21 protein-coding genes are annotated in these 16,846 nt (G+C 47.3%); 9 read left to right on the top strand and 12 right to left on the bottom strand.

Features of this window, described 5'->3' with window-relative positions; translation table 11 throughout:
* Positions 1 to 232 precede the first annotated feature (232 nt).
* From QUD54_RS01110 to QUD54_RS01070, 10 genes are all read right to left on the bottom strand, one after another.
* Positions 233 to 391, bottom strand: coding sequence for a hypothetical protein (locus tag QUD54_RS01110; RefSeq protein WP_286337120.1), 159 nt, complete (start codon positions 389 to 391; stop codon positions 233 to 235).
* The gene (locus QUD54_RS12000) at positions 319 to 471 is read right to left on the bottom strand and encodes a Fic family protein (RefSeq protein WP_320052011.1); all 153 of its coding nucleotides are present in this window, start codon (positions 469 to 471) and stop codon (positions 319 to 321) included. The genes QUD54_RS01110 and QUD54_RS12000 overlap by 73 nt, the downstream gene beginning before the upstream one ends.
* Positions 472 to 606: 135 nt before the next feature.
* The gene (locus QUD54_RS01105) at positions 607 to 906 is read right to left on the bottom strand and encodes a HigA family addiction module antitoxin (RefSeq protein WP_286337119.1); all 300 of its coding nucleotides are present in this window, start codon (positions 904 to 906) and stop codon (positions 607 to 609) included.
* Positions 907 to 918: 12 nt separating this feature from the next.
* Entirely contained in the window at positions 919 to 1,200 is a 282-nt protein-coding gene (locus QUD54_RS01100) for a type II toxin-antitoxin system RelE/ParE family toxin (protein WP_286337118.1), read from the bottom strand.
* Between the two features lie 60 nt (positions 1,201 to 1,260).
* Positions 1,261 to 1,323, bottom strand: a complete 63-nt coding sequence (locus QUD54_RS01095; RefSeq protein WP_286338052.1) for a hypothetical protein — start codon at positions 1,321 to 1,323, stop codon at positions 1,261 to 1,263.
* A 170-nt stretch (positions 1,324 to 1,493) separates the two neighbouring features.
* Complete coding sequence (locus QUD54_RS01090; protein WP_286337117.1) at positions 1,494 to 2,741, bottom strand: porin; 1,248 nt, start codon at positions 2,739 to 2,741, stop codon at positions 1,494 to 1,496.
* Positions 2,742 to 2,761: 20 nt separating this feature from the next.
* Positions 2,762 to 3,010, bottom strand: a complete 249-nt coding sequence (locus QUD54_RS01085; RefSeq protein ID WP_286337116.1) for a hypothetical protein — start codon at positions 3,008 to 3,010, stop codon at positions 2,762 to 2,764.
* Positions 3,011 to 3,018: 8 nt separating this feature from the next.
* A complete protein-coding gene (locus QUD54_RS01080) occupies positions 3,019 to 3,816 on the bottom strand; it encodes a hypothetical protein (protein ID WP_286337115.1) in 798 nt (265 codons plus the stop codon).
* Positions 3,817 to 3,829: 13 nt separating this feature from the next.
* Positions 3,830 to 5,608 (bottom strand): amidohydrolase, encoded by a 1,779-nt coding sequence (locus tag QUD54_RS01075; protein ID WP_286337114.1) that lies wholly within the window; start codon positions 5,606 to 5,608, stop codon positions 3,830 to 3,832.
* A 36-nt stretch (positions 5,609 to 5,644) separates the two neighbouring features.
* Entirely contained in the window at positions 5,645 to 7,438 is a 1,794-nt protein-coding gene (locus QUD54_RS01070) for an amidohydrolase (RefSeq protein WP_286337113.1), read from the bottom strand.
* Positions 7,439 to 7,619: 181 nt separating this feature from the next.
* Here QUD54_RS01070 and QUD54_RS01065 point away from each other — a divergent pair, with 181 nt between their 5' ends.
* Complete coding sequence (locus QUD54_RS01065) at positions 7,620 to 8,627, top strand: helix-turn-helix domain-containing protein (RefSeq protein ID WP_286337112.1); 1,008 nt, start codon at positions 7,620 to 7,622, stop codon at positions 8,625 to 8,627.
* Between the two features lie 192 nt (positions 8,628 to 8,819).
* On the opposite strand, the gene QUD54_RS01060 is transcribed toward QUD54_RS01065, so the two are convergent.
* Together QUD54_RS01060 and QUD54_RS01055 are read right to left on the bottom strand one after the other, a co-directional pair.
* Positions 8,820 to 9,200 (bottom strand): type II toxin-antitoxin system PemK/MazF family toxin, encoded by a 381-nt coding sequence (locus tag QUD54_RS01060; protein ID WP_286337111.1) that lies wholly within the window; start codon positions 9,198 to 9,200, stop codon positions 8,820 to 8,822.
* The gene (locus QUD54_RS01055) at positions 9,193 to 9,492 is read right to left on the bottom strand and encodes a type II toxin-antitoxin system Phd/YefM family antitoxin (protein WP_286337110.1); all 300 of its coding nucleotides are present in this window, start codon (positions 9,490 to 9,492) and stop codon (positions 9,193 to 9,195) included. Before QUD54_RS01055 ends, QUD54_RS01060 begins: the two co-directional genes overlap by 8 nt.
* A gap of 198 nt (positions 9,493 to 9,690) precedes the next feature.
* Here QUD54_RS01055 and QUD54_RS01050 point away from each other — a divergent pair, with 198 nt between their 5' ends.
* From QUD54_RS01050 to QUD54_RS01015, 8 genes are read left to right on the top strand one after another with little or no spacing between them, the layout of a single operon-like run.
* A complete protein-coding gene (locus QUD54_RS01050; RefSeq protein WP_286337109.1) occupies positions 9,691 to 10,398 on the top strand; it encodes an MBL fold metallo-hydrolase in 708 nt (235 codons plus the stop codon).
* Entirely contained in the window at positions 10,395 to 10,835 is a 441-nt protein-coding gene (locus tag QUD54_RS01045; RefSeq protein WP_286337108.1) for a permease, read from the top strand. Before QUD54_RS01050 ends, QUD54_RS01045 begins: the two co-directional genes overlap by 4 nt.
* Entirely contained in the window at positions 10,832 to 11,326 is a 495-nt protein-coding gene (locus QUD54_RS01040) for a permease (RefSeq protein WP_286337107.1), read from the top strand. Before QUD54_RS01045 ends, QUD54_RS01040 begins: the two co-directional genes overlap by 4 nt.
* 59 nt (positions 11,327 to 11,385) lie before the next feature.
* Positions 11,386 to 11,988: a Tll0287-like domain-containing protein gene (locus tag QUD54_RS01035; protein ID WP_286337106.1), complete on the top strand. Its 603-nt coding sequence runs from the start codon at positions 11,386 to 11,388 to the stop codon at positions 11,986 to 11,988.
* Positions 11,985 to 12,647 (top strand): class I SAM-dependent methyltransferase, encoded by a 663-nt coding sequence (locus QUD54_RS01030; protein WP_286337105.1) that lies wholly within the window; start codon positions 11,985 to 11,987, stop codon positions 12,645 to 12,647. The genes QUD54_RS01035 and QUD54_RS01030 overlap by 4 nt, the downstream gene beginning before the upstream one ends.
* A 40-nt stretch (positions 12,648 to 12,687) precedes the next feature.
* Positions 12,688 to 15,285: a cation-translocating P-type ATPase gene (locus tag QUD54_RS01025; protein ID WP_286337104.1), complete on the top strand. Its 2,598-nt coding sequence runs from the start codon at positions 12,688 to 12,690 to the stop codon at positions 15,283 to 15,285.
* Positions 15,286 to 15,292: 7 nt separating this feature from the next.
* Positions 15,293 to 15,568, top strand: a complete 276-nt coding sequence (locus QUD54_RS01020; RefSeq protein WP_286337103.1) for a hypothetical protein — start codon at positions 15,293 to 15,295, stop codon at positions 15,566 to 15,568.
* Between the two features lie 47 nt (positions 15,569 to 15,615).
* Positions 15,616 to 16,839, top strand: a complete 1,224-nt coding sequence (locus QUD54_RS01015; protein WP_286337102.1) for a hypothetical protein — start codon at positions 15,616 to 15,618, stop codon at positions 16,837 to 16,839.
* Positions 16,840 to 16,846 lie beyond the last annotated feature (7 nt).

Genomic DNA, 16,846 nt, shown 5'->3' with positions numbered 1-16,846 from the left:
TCAAGGGCCAAGTGATAACTGATAACTTCATAAATCGATCTTTGTATTTGGATAAAGTGGGCTTTCGAAACAGGAGTTTTGCAAAAAGTCAACAATATCCCTTTCTTCTTTTCTCCTTAGACGTTTGAGAAATTCTTCCAAAAAAGATCTCTCCGGGATGGGCCGGTTCTCTTTGCATCCTATTTCATGTTTATGGGTCAGATCCTTTTCAAAAGTGTAGCATTTTTCTCTTTTACAACTCTCCCTCCACCAACATATTCATGATGAGCCGGATGATAATCTCTTTTTGTGCCGGTGCGGAAGTGGCCACAAGCAGCGTCAGTGCCGCCAAGGCGTTGTCGTTGATACGCGCTTCGCCACTGTCGCGGTAGAGCACACCGTTTTTGTGCAAAAAGAGTACACAAAGAGGTAGGCGCCAATGCGTTTGTTGCCGTCGCTGAAGGGGTGCCCTTTGACGATGTAGTAGAGCAGGTGCGCGGCTTTTTGTTCGACGGAGGGGAGCAGATCGACCCCGCCGAAGGATTGGTCGATAATGGGGTCAGGTGATAACTGATAACTTCATAAATAGATTTTCCCATGTCCCCTTTCCTCCCTTGTCTACAACTTTCACGCCACTTCACATCGTTTGACCGCTTCGATCTCGTCGGCCTTTTTCCTGCCGACGCGGTAAAGATCGTAGCTGTTTTGAAGGTTTAGCCAAAGCTGCGGGGTGGTGCCGAAATAGCGGGCCAGTTTCAGGGCCATTTCGGTGGTGATGCCCCGTTTGCCGTTGACCAGTTCGTTGACGGCGCGAAAGGAGGTGTGCAGGTCTTTGGCCAATGCACTTTGAGTTAGACCTAAGGGTTTGAGAAACTCTTCGAGAAGGATTTCACCCGGATGGGTAGGTTCTCTTTGCAACTCGTTCATAGTCGTTCCTTTTCAATGATAATCCATGATCGACACATCGTACGCATCGCCCTTTTCAAAAGCGAAGACGATGCGATATTGTTGGTTGATGCGGATGGAGTATTTGCCTTTCAGATCACCGGTGAGTGCTTCGAGCATATTGCCCGGCGGTACGCGCAGATCATCCAGCGAAGCGGCGGCATTCAGATAATCCAGTTTGCGCAATGCGGCTTTGTGGATCGTGTCGGGGACCTTTCGACTTTTACCGGTCTGGAAGAACTTTTTCGTTTCTCTATCCGCAAAACTTTTTATCATGAGATACTATAACATATAGTGTTATATTTTTCAAGTGATTTACCTGGAACCCATCTCATATCAAAGCGCCCCCTCTTCCGCGAAACTGAACCACCCCTCTTTCGTGACGATCACATGGTCCATCAGTTCGATACCCATGATTTGCGATGCCTCCTTGATACGCCGATAATAGGGGGCAGGCTACTTTTAATCTGCCGAAAGAAAAAAGTCCAGATGATAACTTTCGATTTGCAATGCCAAAAAACCATTCAATGACTGCAGAGAGATGCTTGAAAAATAGCGATAGAGCGGCTCTAAAAATCAAAATCCCATCGTACACCGGCAGTGATCTGGTGGCCTCTTCTGTAATCATTGTTATATGTCCTGCCATTATCGATACGGCTCTCTATATACAATATTCTTGACAAGTTTTTGATCGAGTATCTCACTCCAACAATGTAGTAGTTCAACAGATACCCTCCAGCCTGTTTCTGGCCTGAGTCCGGCCGCAAATAGTTTATCCCGCCAACCCAATAGAATTTGGGATAGAATCGATACCGGGCATACAGTTCCATGCCCTTTCCATCGAAATATTCAAGATTGTCCGAGGCTTGGAGATTGCTGCTTTTGGAAAGAGTAAGTGCGAGATACCAGACATCGTTATACCATCGCATTCCCAGGAGCAGAGCCGACATATTTCCATTGAGTCCGATACGCTTTTGCGCTGGTATCTCTTCTGTATCGACAGATGAAAAGTTGAAGGCAACACCAAGGCTGAAATAATTCGATGTCGTGAGAATGGTGCTGATTCCAAATCCATAGTTGTAATCGAAATCTTGCATGCCCGGAATGGGTCGAGGCGGTTGAAGCTGCATATTGATCTCCAGCTTTTCGAAACGGTCAAGAAAATTTTTCAGGTCATAATTCAAACGTACCTGAAGTACCGAGTCGGCTCTTCCGGTACCGGAAGAGCCGCCATCTGTCATAACATTGTATGCACCGCTGGCCTCTCCTCCAAACGAGTCAAAATGGTCGGTAAATCCTGCTACCTGATAGTAGGTAGACCAATTTTTTCCGAAGGTGACAATATCCTTATCAAACTGAACACCCACGTAGCCCAAGCGGGTAAAAAGCGTACTGTTGAATTCCTGATCGTGATGATAGGGAACATCATCGAATCCGAGCTCTTGCAATAAATTGAAGCCCAGTTCATAGCGAGCGAACACCCTGGAAGAAGGGGCGAATTCATACCAGCTGTTCAAACCGATACGGGATCCGCTATCTTCAAATTCCGATGTATCATGGACTACATGACGATAACGGATCCGGATACTGCCGTACAACTCCATATCGAACGATGCATTATCAGAGACGTTATCTTGTTGTTTGACCAGCGGATCTTCACCGGATATCAAGTTCTGTTTTTTGCATTCATCTACGTTTGCGTCCCCTTTTGTACAGGCAGCTCCTGCCTGAAGATGCAGTATAAGGAGGCAGACAATTATTCGATGGCTCCTCCTGGCTGTTATGGCATCAATTTTGCAGCTCTTGAATGCCATCATAAAATTGCAAAATCTTGAGATTATCCATTGTAATATCTATTTCCGTAGTCATAGTAACTTCTTATGGATCGTTCATCTTCGTTTGCGCCAATTACCGCACCAGATATACCGCCTATCGCACCATCTTTCCTACCGCCGAATAGAGAACTGAAAAATGCACATGTACCGGTACCTATCAAAGCACCTTCGACTGCTCTGCTGGCATATCCTGTCATGGAAGCCATTGATGCAGTTGGCACTACCAATAGCGCCAAAGATATCATTTTCATATTCACTCCTAAAAATATGTAGTGAAGTTCAGAAAAATATTCTGATCATTCTTCAATCCTGTCTCTGCCCCACGTCTAAACGACATGAGGTTGACATCGAAGTTTTTCTGATAGGTCAATGCCCACCAGACAGTATCGGTAATGGTTCCGCCTGTGGTGAGATCGAGATTGCCCGAACCTTCTTTTTTGAGTTCGCCACTGACAAAATAGGTATACCCCGGCCATATTTGCACATAAGATCCACTCCACCAGTGTGGGGTATAGACAAGCAGAGGTGAGATATTGAGACCGATCCCGTTGTAATTCGCGAACTCTTTATCCCAGCTGTTTACCACATTCATCGGAAGGAAGAAACTCCATGACTCGTTGATGCCGAATGCAGGCAAAGCACCGACTGAAAGTACATTCTGCCCATCCGTACCTTTCATTGCACCGGCTATCTGCAAGTCGACCTGTGTTGCCCATCCGCGGTAGCCACTTGTGATAGAGTAATCCATCTCAAAAAGGTGAAACCATCGAAGGCGTCCATTGGTCATATCACTGTTGCCTCCCTCTACTCTATCACCATCATGCCAGCCATAGCCAACTTCAAAAAGAAGCATATCATTTGGTGAGAGACCGATGTTTCCTATCGCTCTCATCTCTATCATAGTTTCATCATTGGTATAATCCGTGTATTTTATACCGGCACCAGCATAGGTATAAACTCTCGTCGGATCAGAAGCATCAATGGCTTCTTCTGCATATACATTGCCAGAGAGGGTTAGAATTGTAATCAAAATATATAATATCTTTTTATCTTTCATAAGCTGCGATCTTTTATCTCTTTAGAGTGTAAATTTCACTACCACGGAAAACAGTAGAGAGCACTTTGATATTATGAATTTGATAGGTATCTATATCAAATGGATTTTTATCGAGTACGATAAAATCAGCTGATTTATTTTTTTCTATTGAGCCTGTCTTGTCGGAAATCCCCATAGATATCGCCCCATTGAGAGTAACTATTTTCAATGCAGTTGGCAGATCGACAGCGGCATCAGGCACAAAAGCATCTTTGCTCCCACCGGGCACTTGACGTGTGATCATTCCTTCGATCCCTGGCCATGGATTTGGTGTTTGGGAAACGACCCAGTCTGATCCGTAGGAGACTATAGTGTTGTTTTCTATCATTTTCTTTATTGGCCAGGCATGGCTTAGACGTTCCTTTCCAATATCTGCTTCAATGATGGGGATGGCATTGGTAGGAAACCATATGGCAGGGGATGCTTCGTAGACTGTATTGGTAGCCTCGTATCTTGCTATATCCGAAGGGTCCGGGAAAACAGAATGGGCAATGCTGTTCATCGCAAGCTCTTTCTCTCTTTTGGGTAACTCTTGATAGATATCCAGAAGTATTCTGATGGCTCTGTCGCCTATGGCATGGGATTTCATAGCATACCCCATCTTTGCAAATTTTTTCATCTCTGTTTCTATCTTCTCTTTGGGATAACGAAGCGGAGCAAGAATATCAGTCCCCTCAAACGGCTTGAGCATCGCCGCTGTCTTTCCGGCTGCTGCACCATCCAAAAGGTATTTTACACCGGCTGGAGAGATTTGCTCTGTTTTATATTTTGCACTGTTGACAATGAAGTCATATTGTGCCTTCTTTTTATCTTCTCTGTTGAATTCTAATGGTGTTGCCATATAGAGATTGATCCACAAGTTTAATGTACCTGTTTTTTCAAGACTCGCAAAAGACTGGGCATTTCTCTCAACAACATAGGCATCACTGAGCGCAGTGATTCCATAAGAGTTGAGTTCATTCAAAAATGGCTGCATCCCTTTTTTGGTCCAATCTGCCAATGAGAAGTTATCAAGGGCATTGATGACCAGTGTTGTAGCCGTTTCGCGAATGACCCCTGTAAGTTTGCCGCTTTTATCTTTTATCAGCATACCTCCTGCCGGGTTTGGAGTTTTTTCTGTAATGTTCAACGCTTCGAGTGCCTTGGTATTCAAGAGCATAGCATGCGCACCTTGATCCCACAATGCGACAGGACGGTCATCTACAATTTTGTCCAAAATACTTTTGTTGGATGGCAGATTATAGTTTTTTATGATGCCATTATCATCCAAAAGCCAATCGATACTGCTGCCAAATATCCATTTCTTATTGGGATTGTTTTTCCTGTAATCTTTGATTTTTTGGATGATGGTTTCCCAATTATCGGTTGTCTTGATAAATACATTCAGGTAGTTATCGGCACCCATATCCGGGTGAATATGATCATCGATCAGCCCCGGCATCACAAAATGATCTTTGAGATCGATCATCTTTGTCTTTTTGCCTCTGAGTTTTTCCATCTCTTTGTTGGTTCCGACAGCAATAAACCTTCTATTCTTGACAGCAAAAGCTTCTGCCCATGCCTTTTTATCATCAACAGTATAGACTTTTCCATTAATATAGATAAGATCGGCTTTCTCTTCTGAAGAAGGGATTGCAGCATCTAATGTTCCCATAAGTCCGCCAAATTGTGTCATAGCGGCAGCAACCATAAATGTTTTTGCGCCTGTTTTTATGATTTTTCGTCTCTCGTCCGACACCTTACCTTTTTGCATAATCACACCCCTTTAGGCCTTGTTCTTTTCGTTACACTATTGATGTGTCGGAGAACCCATAAATGGTGCATTCTTTCTCTCTTCATAGGTAATATGAGGGACCTCATCACTTTCGCGGTAAACCTGTCTGCCACCCAGAAATGTACTTAGTACTTTAGTTTTATGAATATCTGTCGGTTTAATCTCAATTAAATTTTGATCCAACACAATAAAGTCGGCAAATTTACCGGGGGTTATTGAACCAATCTCTTTCTCTTTTTGTTCACTATAAGCACCACCCATAGTGTAGATATAGATAGCCTCTTCTATAGTGATAGCCATATCTTTTGCATTCATAGGTGTTCCCGCACCTCCGGGCAACTGTCTTGTGATCATACCTTCCATCGGTTTCCAGGGATTGATTGGCGATACAGTCAAATCTGAACCGACAGAAAGGTGGACACCACGATCCAAGAGCGGTCGAAAAGGAAATATCAGTTTCAAGCGTTTCTCGCCAACATCTGCTTTTATGGTCTCAACGGCTGGATCCGGCATCCAAAAGTATGGTGACATATCACAAAGTACATCATTGGCTTTAATACGGTCATAATCTGCAGGGTCGACAAATACTGTGTGTGCTATTCCGTGACGAAGTTTGCTTCCGTATTTTCTAGTCTGCTCTATGGCATCGATAACCGTACTGATAGCTCTATCCCCTACTGCATGTGCTCTGACTACATACCCCATCTTGTCATACTCAACCACTTTCTTTTTGTAATATTCAGGATCATTACGCCAAAAGCCTCGGTTGGTAGTTCCTACAAAAGGCTCTTTCATTACAGCGGTTTGTCCACCTGCTGAGCCATCCAGTACAAATTTGATCCCTATCAGGTTAATCTTGTCAGAATATTTATGCGGGCCTTTACTGATGAGGTCTGCTGTCATTTTTTTGATCCACTCCCCATGCCAATCTACAGGATCGGTAACATAGATGGTGACTCTTGTAGTCAAGCTGTCCATTTTTTCAAGAGCTTGATAGTTTTCAACATTCCAGGGTCTTGCCCAAATATCGGTAATAGAGGTAAATCCATAACTGTTCAACTCGTGAAATACGGGGAGGAAACCTCGTTTTGCCTGTTCCTCCGGAGATGGTCTCTCTTTTAGAAACTCTTCCCAGATCATATTTGCAGCGACTTCCCTGATAACACCTGTCGGATTGCCATCTTTATCATAATCCCATGACCCACCTTTTGGCGGTTTGTTGTCTTTATTGATACCATATTTTTCCATAGCAAATTTATTAAGTAAAGCGGCATGCCCTCCCAAATCCCAAAAGAAAGATGGACGGTCGTTGACCCATTTGTCAAGTACTGTATGATTTGACGGCAGATTCCAGCCATCGATATTTCCTTCATGGTCTTTGAGCCAATTCATAGGCCCACCAAAAATCCATTTGGTATCGGGATGTTCTTTGAGATATTTTGTAATCTCTGCACCAAACGCCTCATAAGTCATATCCGGAGTCGGAATATTTATATTCATAATATTCTCAGCAGCCATATCGGGGTGAATATGATCTTCCACCATTCCTGGCATGACAAAATTTCCCTTCAGATCCACAACTTTGGTATTTTTCGTTTTGAGTTTCAGCATATCTTCTGTTTTACCAACAGCGTAAAACCTATCACCTTTGATGGCAAATGCTTCTGCCCAAGGGTGCGAGGCATCGACAGTATAAACTTTTCCATTGGTATAAATCATGTCGATTTCCGTGGATGCCATGACAGAACTCCCTGCAAACATGGTGCTTGCAATCGCAAATGCGCCGAACTTATATTTCAATGATCTCATTGTCTTTCTCCTTTGATTTAATTTTTAGAGTTATTCATTTCGGTTTTCATAAATCACACTGTTGACGACTTCAGTGCGATTATTGTGATCATTTTGTAAACAGTCGCAAATACAGAACATAATTCTTACTTATTTTTTTCTTCTGTCATTTGTTTTTTCATTATATAATCATCTGTAATCAATGAAAAGAGCATATTCAAAAATTAATATTTTCAATTTGCCGTACACTTTTTTCGTTGTATTCGGTATAATAAATGCAAAAATTTATGAAAGTGAAAAGTTGAATTTCAGCACATATCTGAAGTTATGCCGACAGAATCTTCACTTCACGCAGAAAGATCTTGTATCCGAACTCTATAATTTCGATGCGGCATTTAGAGGACTCGATGTCAACGCATTGGGTCGATGGGAAAGGGCGATTACAAAGCCTTCCATCTCCAGACAAGTAAAAATCCTTGAATATTTTTTCGAAAAACTTGATTATTATTTCCCTTTTTTGGAAATGGATAGCATACCAACCATAGAAAAGCAATTTTCAACAAAAAAGATAAAAAAACTTTTGGGAAAACATAAGCAGATTGTCATGAGTTTCCCAACCAAACGAGCGGAGAACAAAAATTTCACTATCACATTGGCACATGAGTCTTCCAATATGAATATAGCCTTTTCAACAACCATCAATATCTGTGAAGATATGTATGGACCAGATATGTGTAATACCGAAAAGATGCTCAAAGAATTTTCACTATCACCACGTTCACTCTTCCTGGTTTGCGAGTATAAAAAACAATATTTTGGGCACTGTTTTTTCATCTGTCTCAAAACCGAGGCTTATCATAAAATTATGACTTTTCAAATGGATTATTTGGACATATCCACAACGGATCTGGCATTGGATGGAGAGGATGGCTCTTATCTGTCTGTAAGCCTGTTTGCGATGAACGAGAAAGCCCTCGCCTTAATGTTTATACGATTTTATGCCTATCTTATTTTAAATCAAAAAACAATCACTCATATTGGTGCCTTGGTTTCCGAAGAAGATGCTGTAGAAATAGCGACTAACTTTGGTTTGAAAAAAGTTGCCAAAGAAGATGATCTCATCGCCTATAGCGGGACCATAAAAGATGTATTGCTAACCGAGCAGATCATTAAAATACTGTTCAGCCCAAATGATGCACCTGAAGGGTAAGACCTTCATGAAAGCTGTAGGATCGTTTTACCGATCGTTTGATTGTTTTTGTATTGTCGGTCGGTAAAACGATCCTATGGGTTAAGTCATCATAGGTCAGGTGATAACTGATAACTTCATAAATCGCTCTTTACGTTGCTCATGATTGGGGACCACGTTTGATATGGTAGGTAATATGTTGATCGATGTGTTTCATGACCGTGTCTCACCGGATATACCACAATACAATGCAAACTTTTCTTCCAACTCTTTGAGCTCTTCCCGTGACAAAACGGTCAATTTTCCGGTTTTCATATCGAGGTTTTTCGCATCCACGCTGCAACTCCAATTGACGATAATCTCCGACGGTTTTTCCAGGTGGTCGCGGGGTGGGAGGTAGACTCTTAGAAGGTTGCCGGGATTATCGACGCATCGGGTGGTCAGCGGCAGAACAAGGATAGATGGGAATTCGAGTTGAGAGACGATATCGAGATAGCTTTGGGATGAAAGTATGACGGCGGGGCGGCGTTTGCCGAGGTTGCTGTGGTAGCGTTTGCCGAAATCGACGAGATAGATGCCGCCTCTTTCAAGCATCGTTTCTGTCCAATATTTTTGCGGCCTGGTCGTTGATGTCGTCGAAAAGTTCCTCATCTTCTTCATTCAGGCTTTTTTCGCTCTCTTTGGCGCTGTTTAGCCACAATGACTGCATGGAGCGGGCTTTTTTCTCCTCTTTGTAGCGCTGTGCCAAGCTCTCCATTTCCCGGTACTTCTCGTACCCCACGATGACAACGAAGGGTTTTTCGTGGCGGGTGACGACGATATCCTCTTTAAGAGCCTCTTGTAAAATGGCGCTGTTTTGCTTGATCTGTGTCGCAGTTATTTTCATAAATGAGCCTTTTGTCTATTTTATACATTTTATCCTTTTTGATTGAGGTCGTCAAGATGGGGTGTAATATAATTGAAGCGAAGCAGCGGCTGGGCCATAGCGCAGCCTTATTACATCGCGCCGATAGTTTTAATGTTTGACGTTGTATTCTGATTTATGGACGGTATAATTGCATTATCACAATATTTTGGAAAAACCATGACAAAACTCACGATCGTATTCGACAATTACGCTTATCTCGAAGGTTTCCCAACACTCTGGGGTTTCTCCTGTTTCGTCGAAACGGACGAAACGACGTTCCTTTTCGACACGGGCAGCAACGGGCGCATGCTTTTGCAAAATATGGAGCGTCTCGGAATCGATCTGCAGAGGGCGGAGGCATTGGTGCTTTCGCATCCGCACTGGGATCATATCGGCGGGGTCGATTCGGTGCTTGAAGTTCATCCTCAGATGCGCCTCTTCGTTCCCAGTTCACTTTCAAAACATCTGGTTCAGGATTTGAACAGTTTGAGTCTGGGGGTGACGGTCATCGACAAAGAGCCGCGGAAGATTTTGCCTTCGGTCTGGTCGACCGGGGTGATGGGTGAGATCGGAGAACAGGCGGTGGTGATCGACACCGACAAAGGGCTTGTCGTCATTACGGGATGTGCGCATCCGGGTATCGAAAATATCGCGGTACGGGCGGTGGAGATGCTGGGCAAATCGATTTGGCTTCTGATGGGCGGTTTTCACCTGATGTACTCCGACAGGATGCATATCGCATCCGTGATCGAAACGCTTCAGCGTCTGGGTGTCCAAAACGTCTGCCCGACCCACTGCAGCGGCGATCTGGCGATCGAAATGTTCAAAGAGCGTTTCGGTGAGCGGTATATCCAGGGTGGTATCGGGAGAGTCATCGAAGTATGAAACGAAAAGATGGTGGCCGCTCCTTTAAAAAAGCGTTGAAACAGGCATCGATGGGGCTTGTTTCGATGATGCCGATGATTTTGGCGGTCATCGGCCTGGTGGGGCTTTTCCAGGCGTTCGTGACCGAAGAGATGCTCGCGTCGCTCTTTACTGGCGATCCGGTGAAAGACACGTTCATCGGGACGGTGGCAGGCGGCATCGCCGTGGGGCAGGCACTCATCAGCTACATTCTGGGTGGCGAACTGCTCGAACAGGGGATCTCGATGTATGCGGTGACGGCGTTTATTCTGGCGTGGGTGACATTGGGGGTCGTTCAGCTTCCGGCGGAAGCGGAGGTGCTTGGCGTGCGGTTTACCGTGTACCGAAACATTCTGGCGTTCGTTTCGACGCTGCTTGTCTCCATCGCGACCGTGTGGACGCTGGGAGTTTTTGGATGAAATTCAGAGGTTTGCGCCTGCTTGCCGCAGTCGGTGTGGCCTATCTGCTCTTCTATCTTTTCAATGCGGACAAAACCGTGCTGGCACTCTACAAAAGCGGTGCGGTGCTTGTGAAAATCCTTCCGATTTTTCTGCTCGTCATTGGCTTTACGGCTTTGATCAACTATCTTTTAAAACCCAAAGAGATCGCATCCCATCTTGGTGAGGAGAGCGGAGTCAAAGGGTGGGCGATCGCGCTGACTGCGGGCATCATAAGCCATGGGCCGATGTATGCATGGTACCCGATGCTCGAAGATCTCAAACAGCATGGGCTCAAAAACGGCCTGATCGCCGCATTTTTCTATGCACGCTCCGTCAAAATTCCCCTGCTGCCGATCATGATCGACTATTTCGGTTTCGCCTTTACGGCCATTTTGACCTTTTACATTCTGGCCGCATCCGTCATTCAGGGATTGCTGATCGATTGGTTGTGCAGGAAATGTAATGATTGAAATTAAATCGGAATATAATTAAGTTGATTATAATTGACTCAAAAAAAGAGGAGAGAAGAATGAAACTTGGACGATTGACTCTTATCGGATTGATGGCTTCAGCGATGCTTTTCGCTTCGCAAGGCGAACCGAAAGCGAACGCCAAAAAGGCAAAAAAAGGGAATGGTGAAATCGCTCAGGTGGTCAAAACCGGTAACGAAGCGAGCCAGCTTCTTCTCAAGACGCTCGGTGGGCAGCTCAAACAGCATATGAAAAAAGGCGGCCCCGCCGATGCACTGAACTTCTGTGCAATGAATGCCGCCGATCTTACGGCGAAGGTCGACAAAGATCTGGGCAAAAATGTCAGCATCAAGCGTATTACCCTCAAACCGCGCAACCCTGCGAATGCAGCGGAAGGCGATGAAAAAGAGGTACTCGAAGCGCTCGAGACGCTTAACAAAAACCATGTGCGTCTGCCGCGGCACCTTGTCCAAAAGACCAAAGATGGGTATAAATACTACAAACCGCTCAAGATCGGCAAAAAAGTGTGCCTGAAGTGCCACGGCGTGAATATCGATCCGAAGCTCGAGGCGACGATCGCGAAAAATTATCCGACCGACAAGGCGACAGGCTACAAGATGGGCGACCTGCGCGGTGCCATTGTCGTCACGATCAAAAAATGAGCGAAAAAGAATTCAGACAAGAGGACTCCAAGGTCGAAGTCAAAGGCTTCGAGGCGCGCTATTACGACCGCCTGATGGATATCATCACCCTTGGATGGTATCCGAAATTCATCCGAAAAGCGATTGCCGATATCGGACTGAAGCCGGGCGAATGTGTGCTCGATTTCGGTGCCGGCACGGGTAGAAACGCGCTTTTGATGCACGAGCATATCGGCGACAGCGGCAAGATTACGGCGCTGGAGATCGGTCCCGAGATGCAGGCGCAGTTTAAAAAGAACACGGCGCCCTACCCCAACATCGAACTGGTCGACCGGCGCATCGACGGACCGCTGCCGTATGAAAATGAATACGATGTCGTCTTCATCTCGTTTGTCCTGCACGGATTCGTCCAGGAGCTTCGCGGCCGAATCATCCAAAACGCTGTCAGAGCCCTCAAGCCCGGCGGGCGTTTCGCGATTCTGGACTACAACAATTTCAATGTCGACGAAGCGGCCTGGTACGTCAGGTACGCCATCCGCAAGGTCGAGTGCCCGCTTGCGGAAGATTTCATCGACCGCGATACGCAAGCGATGCTGAGGCCTTTCGGTTTCGATCGTTTCGAAGAGCGTTTTTACTTCAAAAACTACCTGAGGCTGCTCAAAGCTTACAAACCTTCCTGATTTGTTACAATAGATTCAACCAACGAAAGGGAGGTTGTTTATGGAGGCGTTTCATACCCTGAGTGTCGAGAAGAGTCTCGAGCTGACAGAGAGCTCTCCCAAGGGCCTTACCGAGGCGGAGGCCAAAAAACGTTGGGCGCACTACGGGCCCAACGCCCTTCCCGAGTCGAAACCAAAACCTCTGCTTCTCACCTTTTTTGAGCAGTTCAAAAGCCCCATCATCCTCATACTTCTTATCGCGGCGATCCTCAGTTTCGCTATCGGCGAGACGCTCGATGCCTGGTTCATTCTGGCCGTTTTGTCGATCAACGCGGTCATCGGAACCTACCTCGAGCACTCCGCCGCGCAGAAGGCACATGCATTGAAGTCGAGCGTCAAGACGTATGCCAACGTTCTGCGCGATGGCCGGGTGCGGCGTATCGAAGCGATAGATCTGACGATCGGCGATATCGTAATGCTCGAGAGTGGCGACAAGGTGCCGGCGGATATCCGCCTTGTCGAAAGCCGCGATCTGATGGTCGACGAGTCGCTGCTGACCGGAGAATCTGTCGCGGTGGAGAAAAACGCTTCCAAAATTTACGATGACCCGGAACTGCCCGTCGCGGACCAGGCCAATATGCTCTTTGCCGGCACTTATGTAACCTCGGGACGCGGTATGGGGGTCGTCGTGGCGGTCGGCCTGCAGACGCAGATTGGACGGATTGCCGAGATGCTGGCCCAAAAGAGCGAGGCGAAGATCCCTCTGATCGAACGGCTCGAACTCTTTTCGAAAAATATCGCCATTGCCGTGACGGTGGCTTCCGTCTTTCTCTTTTTCATCGCGCTCTACCAACATATGGAGATCACGCAGATCTTCTTCTTGATTCTCGCCCTCTTCGTCTCTGCCGTTCCCGAAGGCCTGCCGGTGGCCATTACGGTGGCGCTGGCTGCGGCTGCGGTCGCGATGAGCAGGCGAAACGTCATTGTCCGGAAACTGGCGGCGATCGAAGGGTTGGGGTCCTGTACGATGATCGCAACCGACAAAACGGGTACACTGACGCAAAACAGACTTCAGATTCAAGCCTTCGTGACGCCGAAAGATGTGGTCGATTCGCCGGATAAAACCTCGCGGGAACTCGCCAAAACCATTCTAGTCGCAAACGAGGCGCATTTGGCAAAACCGGAAGATCCCTCCTCGCTCGAGGGCGATCAGGTGGATGTGGCGTTCGCCATGTTCGCATTGCAAAAAGATCCGGCACTTGCCGAATTTCTCGAAGCGCCCAGAGCCGACGTGATGCCCTACGAATCGGCGAAGAAGATGGCAGGTGCCGCCATAAAGGACGATGGGCGCTACCTGCATGTCATCAAAGGCTCGCCGGAGGTGATTTTACGCCACCTTCACCTGGACCATCGTCAAAAGCGTGAGCTGATGGAAGCGGTCGAAGAGTGGGCAGCCGACGGTTTTCGTATTATCGCCGTCGCGAAAGCGGTGGCCAATACGCCGAAGATCGAGCCGTTGCTGCAGAAGATGCGGTTCGAGTGGGTCGGTTTCGCTGCGATTGCCGATCCGCTCAGAGAGGGTGTCAAAGAGGCTGTGAAGCGGTGTCAGAAAGCCGGAATCGCCGTCGCGATGGTGACGGGCGACCACCCATCCACCGCTTACCATATCGCGAAGGAGCTCGAGATCGCGATGAGTCCCGAAGAGGTGATGGATGCCGAAGCGCTGAATCGATGGGCGGAGAACGGAAGCGACCCCAAAGAGATCGAGGATAAACGCGTCTTCGCACGCGTGGCGCCGGCGCAGAAGCTGCAGATCGTCCAGGCATTTCAAAAGCTTGGCCACTATGTGGCGGTCACCGGCGACGGAGTCAACGACGCTCCCGCGCTCAAATTCGCCAATATCGGCATCGCGATGGGGCTCTCCGGGACCGATGTGGCCAAAGAGAGTGCCGACCTGATCCTCACCGACGACGCCTTTCCCTCGATCGTGAGTGGCATCGAAGAGGGACGCCGTGCCTACGACAATATCCGAAAAGTGGTTCACCTGCTCATATCGACCGGATTTGCCGAAATCGTTCTGGTTCTGCTCTCGCTCATTTTCGCTACGCCGGTCCCGCTGCTGCCAATCCACCTGCTCTGGCTCAACCTCGTCACCAACGGTATCCAGGATGTGGCATTGGGGCTCGAGAAGGCGGAACCCGACATTCTCGAGCGTCCGCCCCGTCGCCCCAACGAACCGATCTTCAACGGTGTCATGATCAGCCGTATCGCCGTGGGTGGATTTTATATGGGCTTGTTGGCTTTTGGACTCTTCTATTACCTCTTGAACACCGGTGGTTACGATGCCGATTCGGCACGAAACCTGACACTGATGCTGATGGTCCTTTTCGAAAATGTCCATGTCTTCAACAGCCGCAGCGAACATCTGCCGGTTTTCAGAATCAACCATCTGCAAAATCCCCTGCTGATACTTTCGGTGATCGCGGCACAGGCGGTCCACGTTGCGGCGCTGCACATTCCGCTGACACAGAAGCTTCTCTCGGTCGAACCGGTTCCCGTGAAAGTGTGGGATGAACTGCTGCTGCTCGCACTTGGACTCATCGTGGTCATGGAGACGGAAAAGTGGATTCGCAACAGGATTGGAAACAACCGGGTATAATAGCGACATGAAAACGGCCGGGTCAGTCAAAAAATTCTTCAGCGGTATTCTTCTCGTTGCGACGCTGCTGGGTGCATTCCACCACCACCACGATCTAAAGACCCATCATAACTGCCCGATTTGTACATTTCAGTCCAATATCTCGAGCGGGGATTTGCCCGAAACATTCGATGTCGCACAGATCGAAAATCTTTTCGTTCCCATTACATCATCCTTCGAAACGTTAAAACTCTCCAGCAAACCGACCAGGCTTTCGGCCCGTTCACCGCCTCTTTTCTTCTGAAAAACCGATCATATTAAATCATATCAACATTCATTCAGGAGAGTACTATGAAAAAAAGTGTTGTCTGCTCTCTTTTTGCCGCAGCCGCGCTCTTTGCCGGCAGCGATGAAATGGAGCAGCTGAAATCACAGATGCGTCAACAGCAGGAAACGATCGAGAAACTGCTAAAACGCGTCGATGAGTTGGAAAACAGAAATAAAAAAGCACAGGAGCGTGAGCTCGATGCCAGGATCGAGAAGAGTGGAAGCGGTTCGGCCTCGTTCAGCCAACAGGCGTTCTTGCCGGATATCGCGCTGATAGCCAATATGGCTGCCGTCGGCCGGAATATCGGAAACGACGCCTATGCGAACTATCGAATTCCCGGATTTTTCGACAATCCGGGGGAGATCCCCTTCAATCCCAAGCGCGGATTCAACCTCAACTATGCCGAACTGGAGATCAGCTCGACCGTCGATCCCTATTTCGATGTTGCGGCGGCACTGCATATCGAACAAGAGGGGTTGCATATCGGCGAGCTTTTCGTCACGACGCGTGCGCTTCCCTACAACCTTCGCATCAAGGCGGGAAAATTCAAGAGTGAATTTGGACGAATCAATCCAAAGCATCAGCATGCCTGGAACTTTTCATCCATTCCTCTGGTCTTTGAAACGTTTTTCGGTCCCGGTGGTTTGAGTGACGAGGGGGTTCAGATACAGTGGAACCTCCCGACCGAGACCTATTGGATGGCCGGTTTCGAAGCGATGCAAGGAGGCAATGGAAGAAGTTTCGGCAATACCGATACCAACAATCTCACGATCGGTTACCTTAAAAGTAGTGCCGATATAACGGAAACGAGTTCCATCCTCGCGGGCGTCACCTTCATGCATGGAAAAAACCCGGACGGGCACACCGATATTTTCGGTGCCGACCTGACACTCAAAAGTTTTTTCGGAAGCTACAGCGCCCTGACATGGCAGAACGAGCTACTCTGGCGAGACAAAGATGGTACGGGAAAACAGGCGGGGCTTTACAGCGAACTGATCTACGATTACGATCAGAACTGGGCCGCCGGGATCCGGTACGATACCCTCTTTGAAAATACCGATGATCTTCCAAACGACCTCGATCGTTATACAGTGATGATGCAGTACAAACCGTTCGAATTTTCGAAACTGAGGCTCCAGTACACTTACGACCGATCGAAATGGATCGAAGGCGAGCGCAGGGATATTCACGAAATCCTCCTCGGCCTCACTATCGAAGCGGGTGCGCATGGCGCACACGCGTTTTAGGAGAAAC

Origin of the sequence: Hydrogenimonas cancrithermarum (assembly GCF_030296055.1) — a bacterium.
Classification (GTDB): Bacteria; Campylobacterota; Campylobacteria; order Campylobacterales; family Hydrogenimonadaceae; genus Hydrogenimonas; species Hydrogenimonas cancrithermarum.
This window is presented reverse-complemented; position numbering and strand designations above follow the sequence as displayed.

Coding starts and splice junctions, on each gene's coding strand:
- QUD54_RS01050 (WP_286337109.1), top strand. CDS start 9,691: ATGACAAAACTCACGATCGTATTCGACAATTACGCTTATCTCGAAGGT.
- QUD54_RS01085 (WP_286337116.1), bottom strand. CDS start 3,010: ATGAAAATGATATCTTTGGCGCTATTGGTAGTGCCAACTGCATCAATG.
- QUD54_RS01075 (WP_286337114.1), bottom strand. CDS start 5,608: ATGCAAAAAGGTAAGGTGTCGGACGAGAGACGAAAAATCATAAAAACA.
- QUD54_RS01060 (WP_286337111.1), bottom strand. CDS start 9,200: ATGCTTGAAAGAGGCGGCATCTATCTCGTCGATTTCGGCAAACGCTAC.
- QUD54_RS01070 (WP_286337113.1), bottom strand. CDS start 7,438: ATGAGATCATTGAAATATAAGTTCGGCGCATTTGCGATTGCAAGCACC.
- QUD54_RS01030 (WP_286337105.1), top strand. CDS start 11,985: ATGAGCGAAAAAGAATTCAGACAAGAGGACTCCAAGGTCGAAGTCAAA.
- QUD54_RS01015 (WP_286337102.1), top strand. CDS start 15,616: ATGAAAAAAAGTGTTGTCTGCTCTCTTTTTGCCGCAGCCGCGCTCTTT.
- QUD54_RS01045 (WP_286337108.1), top strand. CDS start 10,395: ATGAAACGAAAAGATGGTGGCCGCTCCTTTAAAAAAGCGTTGAAACAG.
- QUD54_RS01020 (WP_286337103.1), top strand. CDS start 15,293: ATGAAAACGGCCGGGTCAGTCAAAAAATTCTTCAGCGGTATTCTTCTC.
- QUD54_RS01025 (WP_286337104.1), top strand. CDS start 12,688: ATGGAGGCGTTTCATACCCTGAGTGTCGAGAAGAGTCTCGAGCTGACA.
- QUD54_RS01100 (WP_286337118.1), bottom strand. CDS start 1,200: ATGATAAAAAGTTTTGCGGATAGAGAAACGAAAAAGTTCTTCCAGACC.
- QUD54_RS01105 (WP_286337119.1), bottom strand. CDS start 906: ATGAACGAGTTGCAAAGAGAACCTACCCATCCGGGTGAAATCCTTCTC.
- QUD54_RS01065 (WP_286337112.1), top strand. CDS start 7,620: ATGAAAAGAGCATATTCAAAAATTAATATTTTCAATTTGCCGTACACT.
- QUD54_RS01055 (WP_286337110.1), bottom strand. CDS start 9,492: ATGAAAATAACTGCGACACAGATCAAGCAAAACAGCGCCATTTTACAA.
- QUD54_RS01040 (WP_286337107.1), top strand. CDS start 10,832: ATGAAATTCAGAGGTTTGCGCCTGCTTGCCGCAGTCGGTGTGGCCTAT.
- QUD54_RS01035 (WP_286337106.1), top strand. CDS start 11,386: ATGAAACTTGGACGATTGACTCTTATCGGATTGATGGCTTCAGCGATG.
- QUD54_RS01080 (WP_286337115.1), bottom strand. CDS start 3,816: ATGAAAGATAAAAAGATATTATATATTTTGATTACAATTCTAACCCTC.
- QUD54_RS01090 (WP_286337117.1), bottom strand. CDS start 2,741: ATGATGGCATTCAAGAGCTGCAAAATTGATGCCATAACAGCCAGGAGG.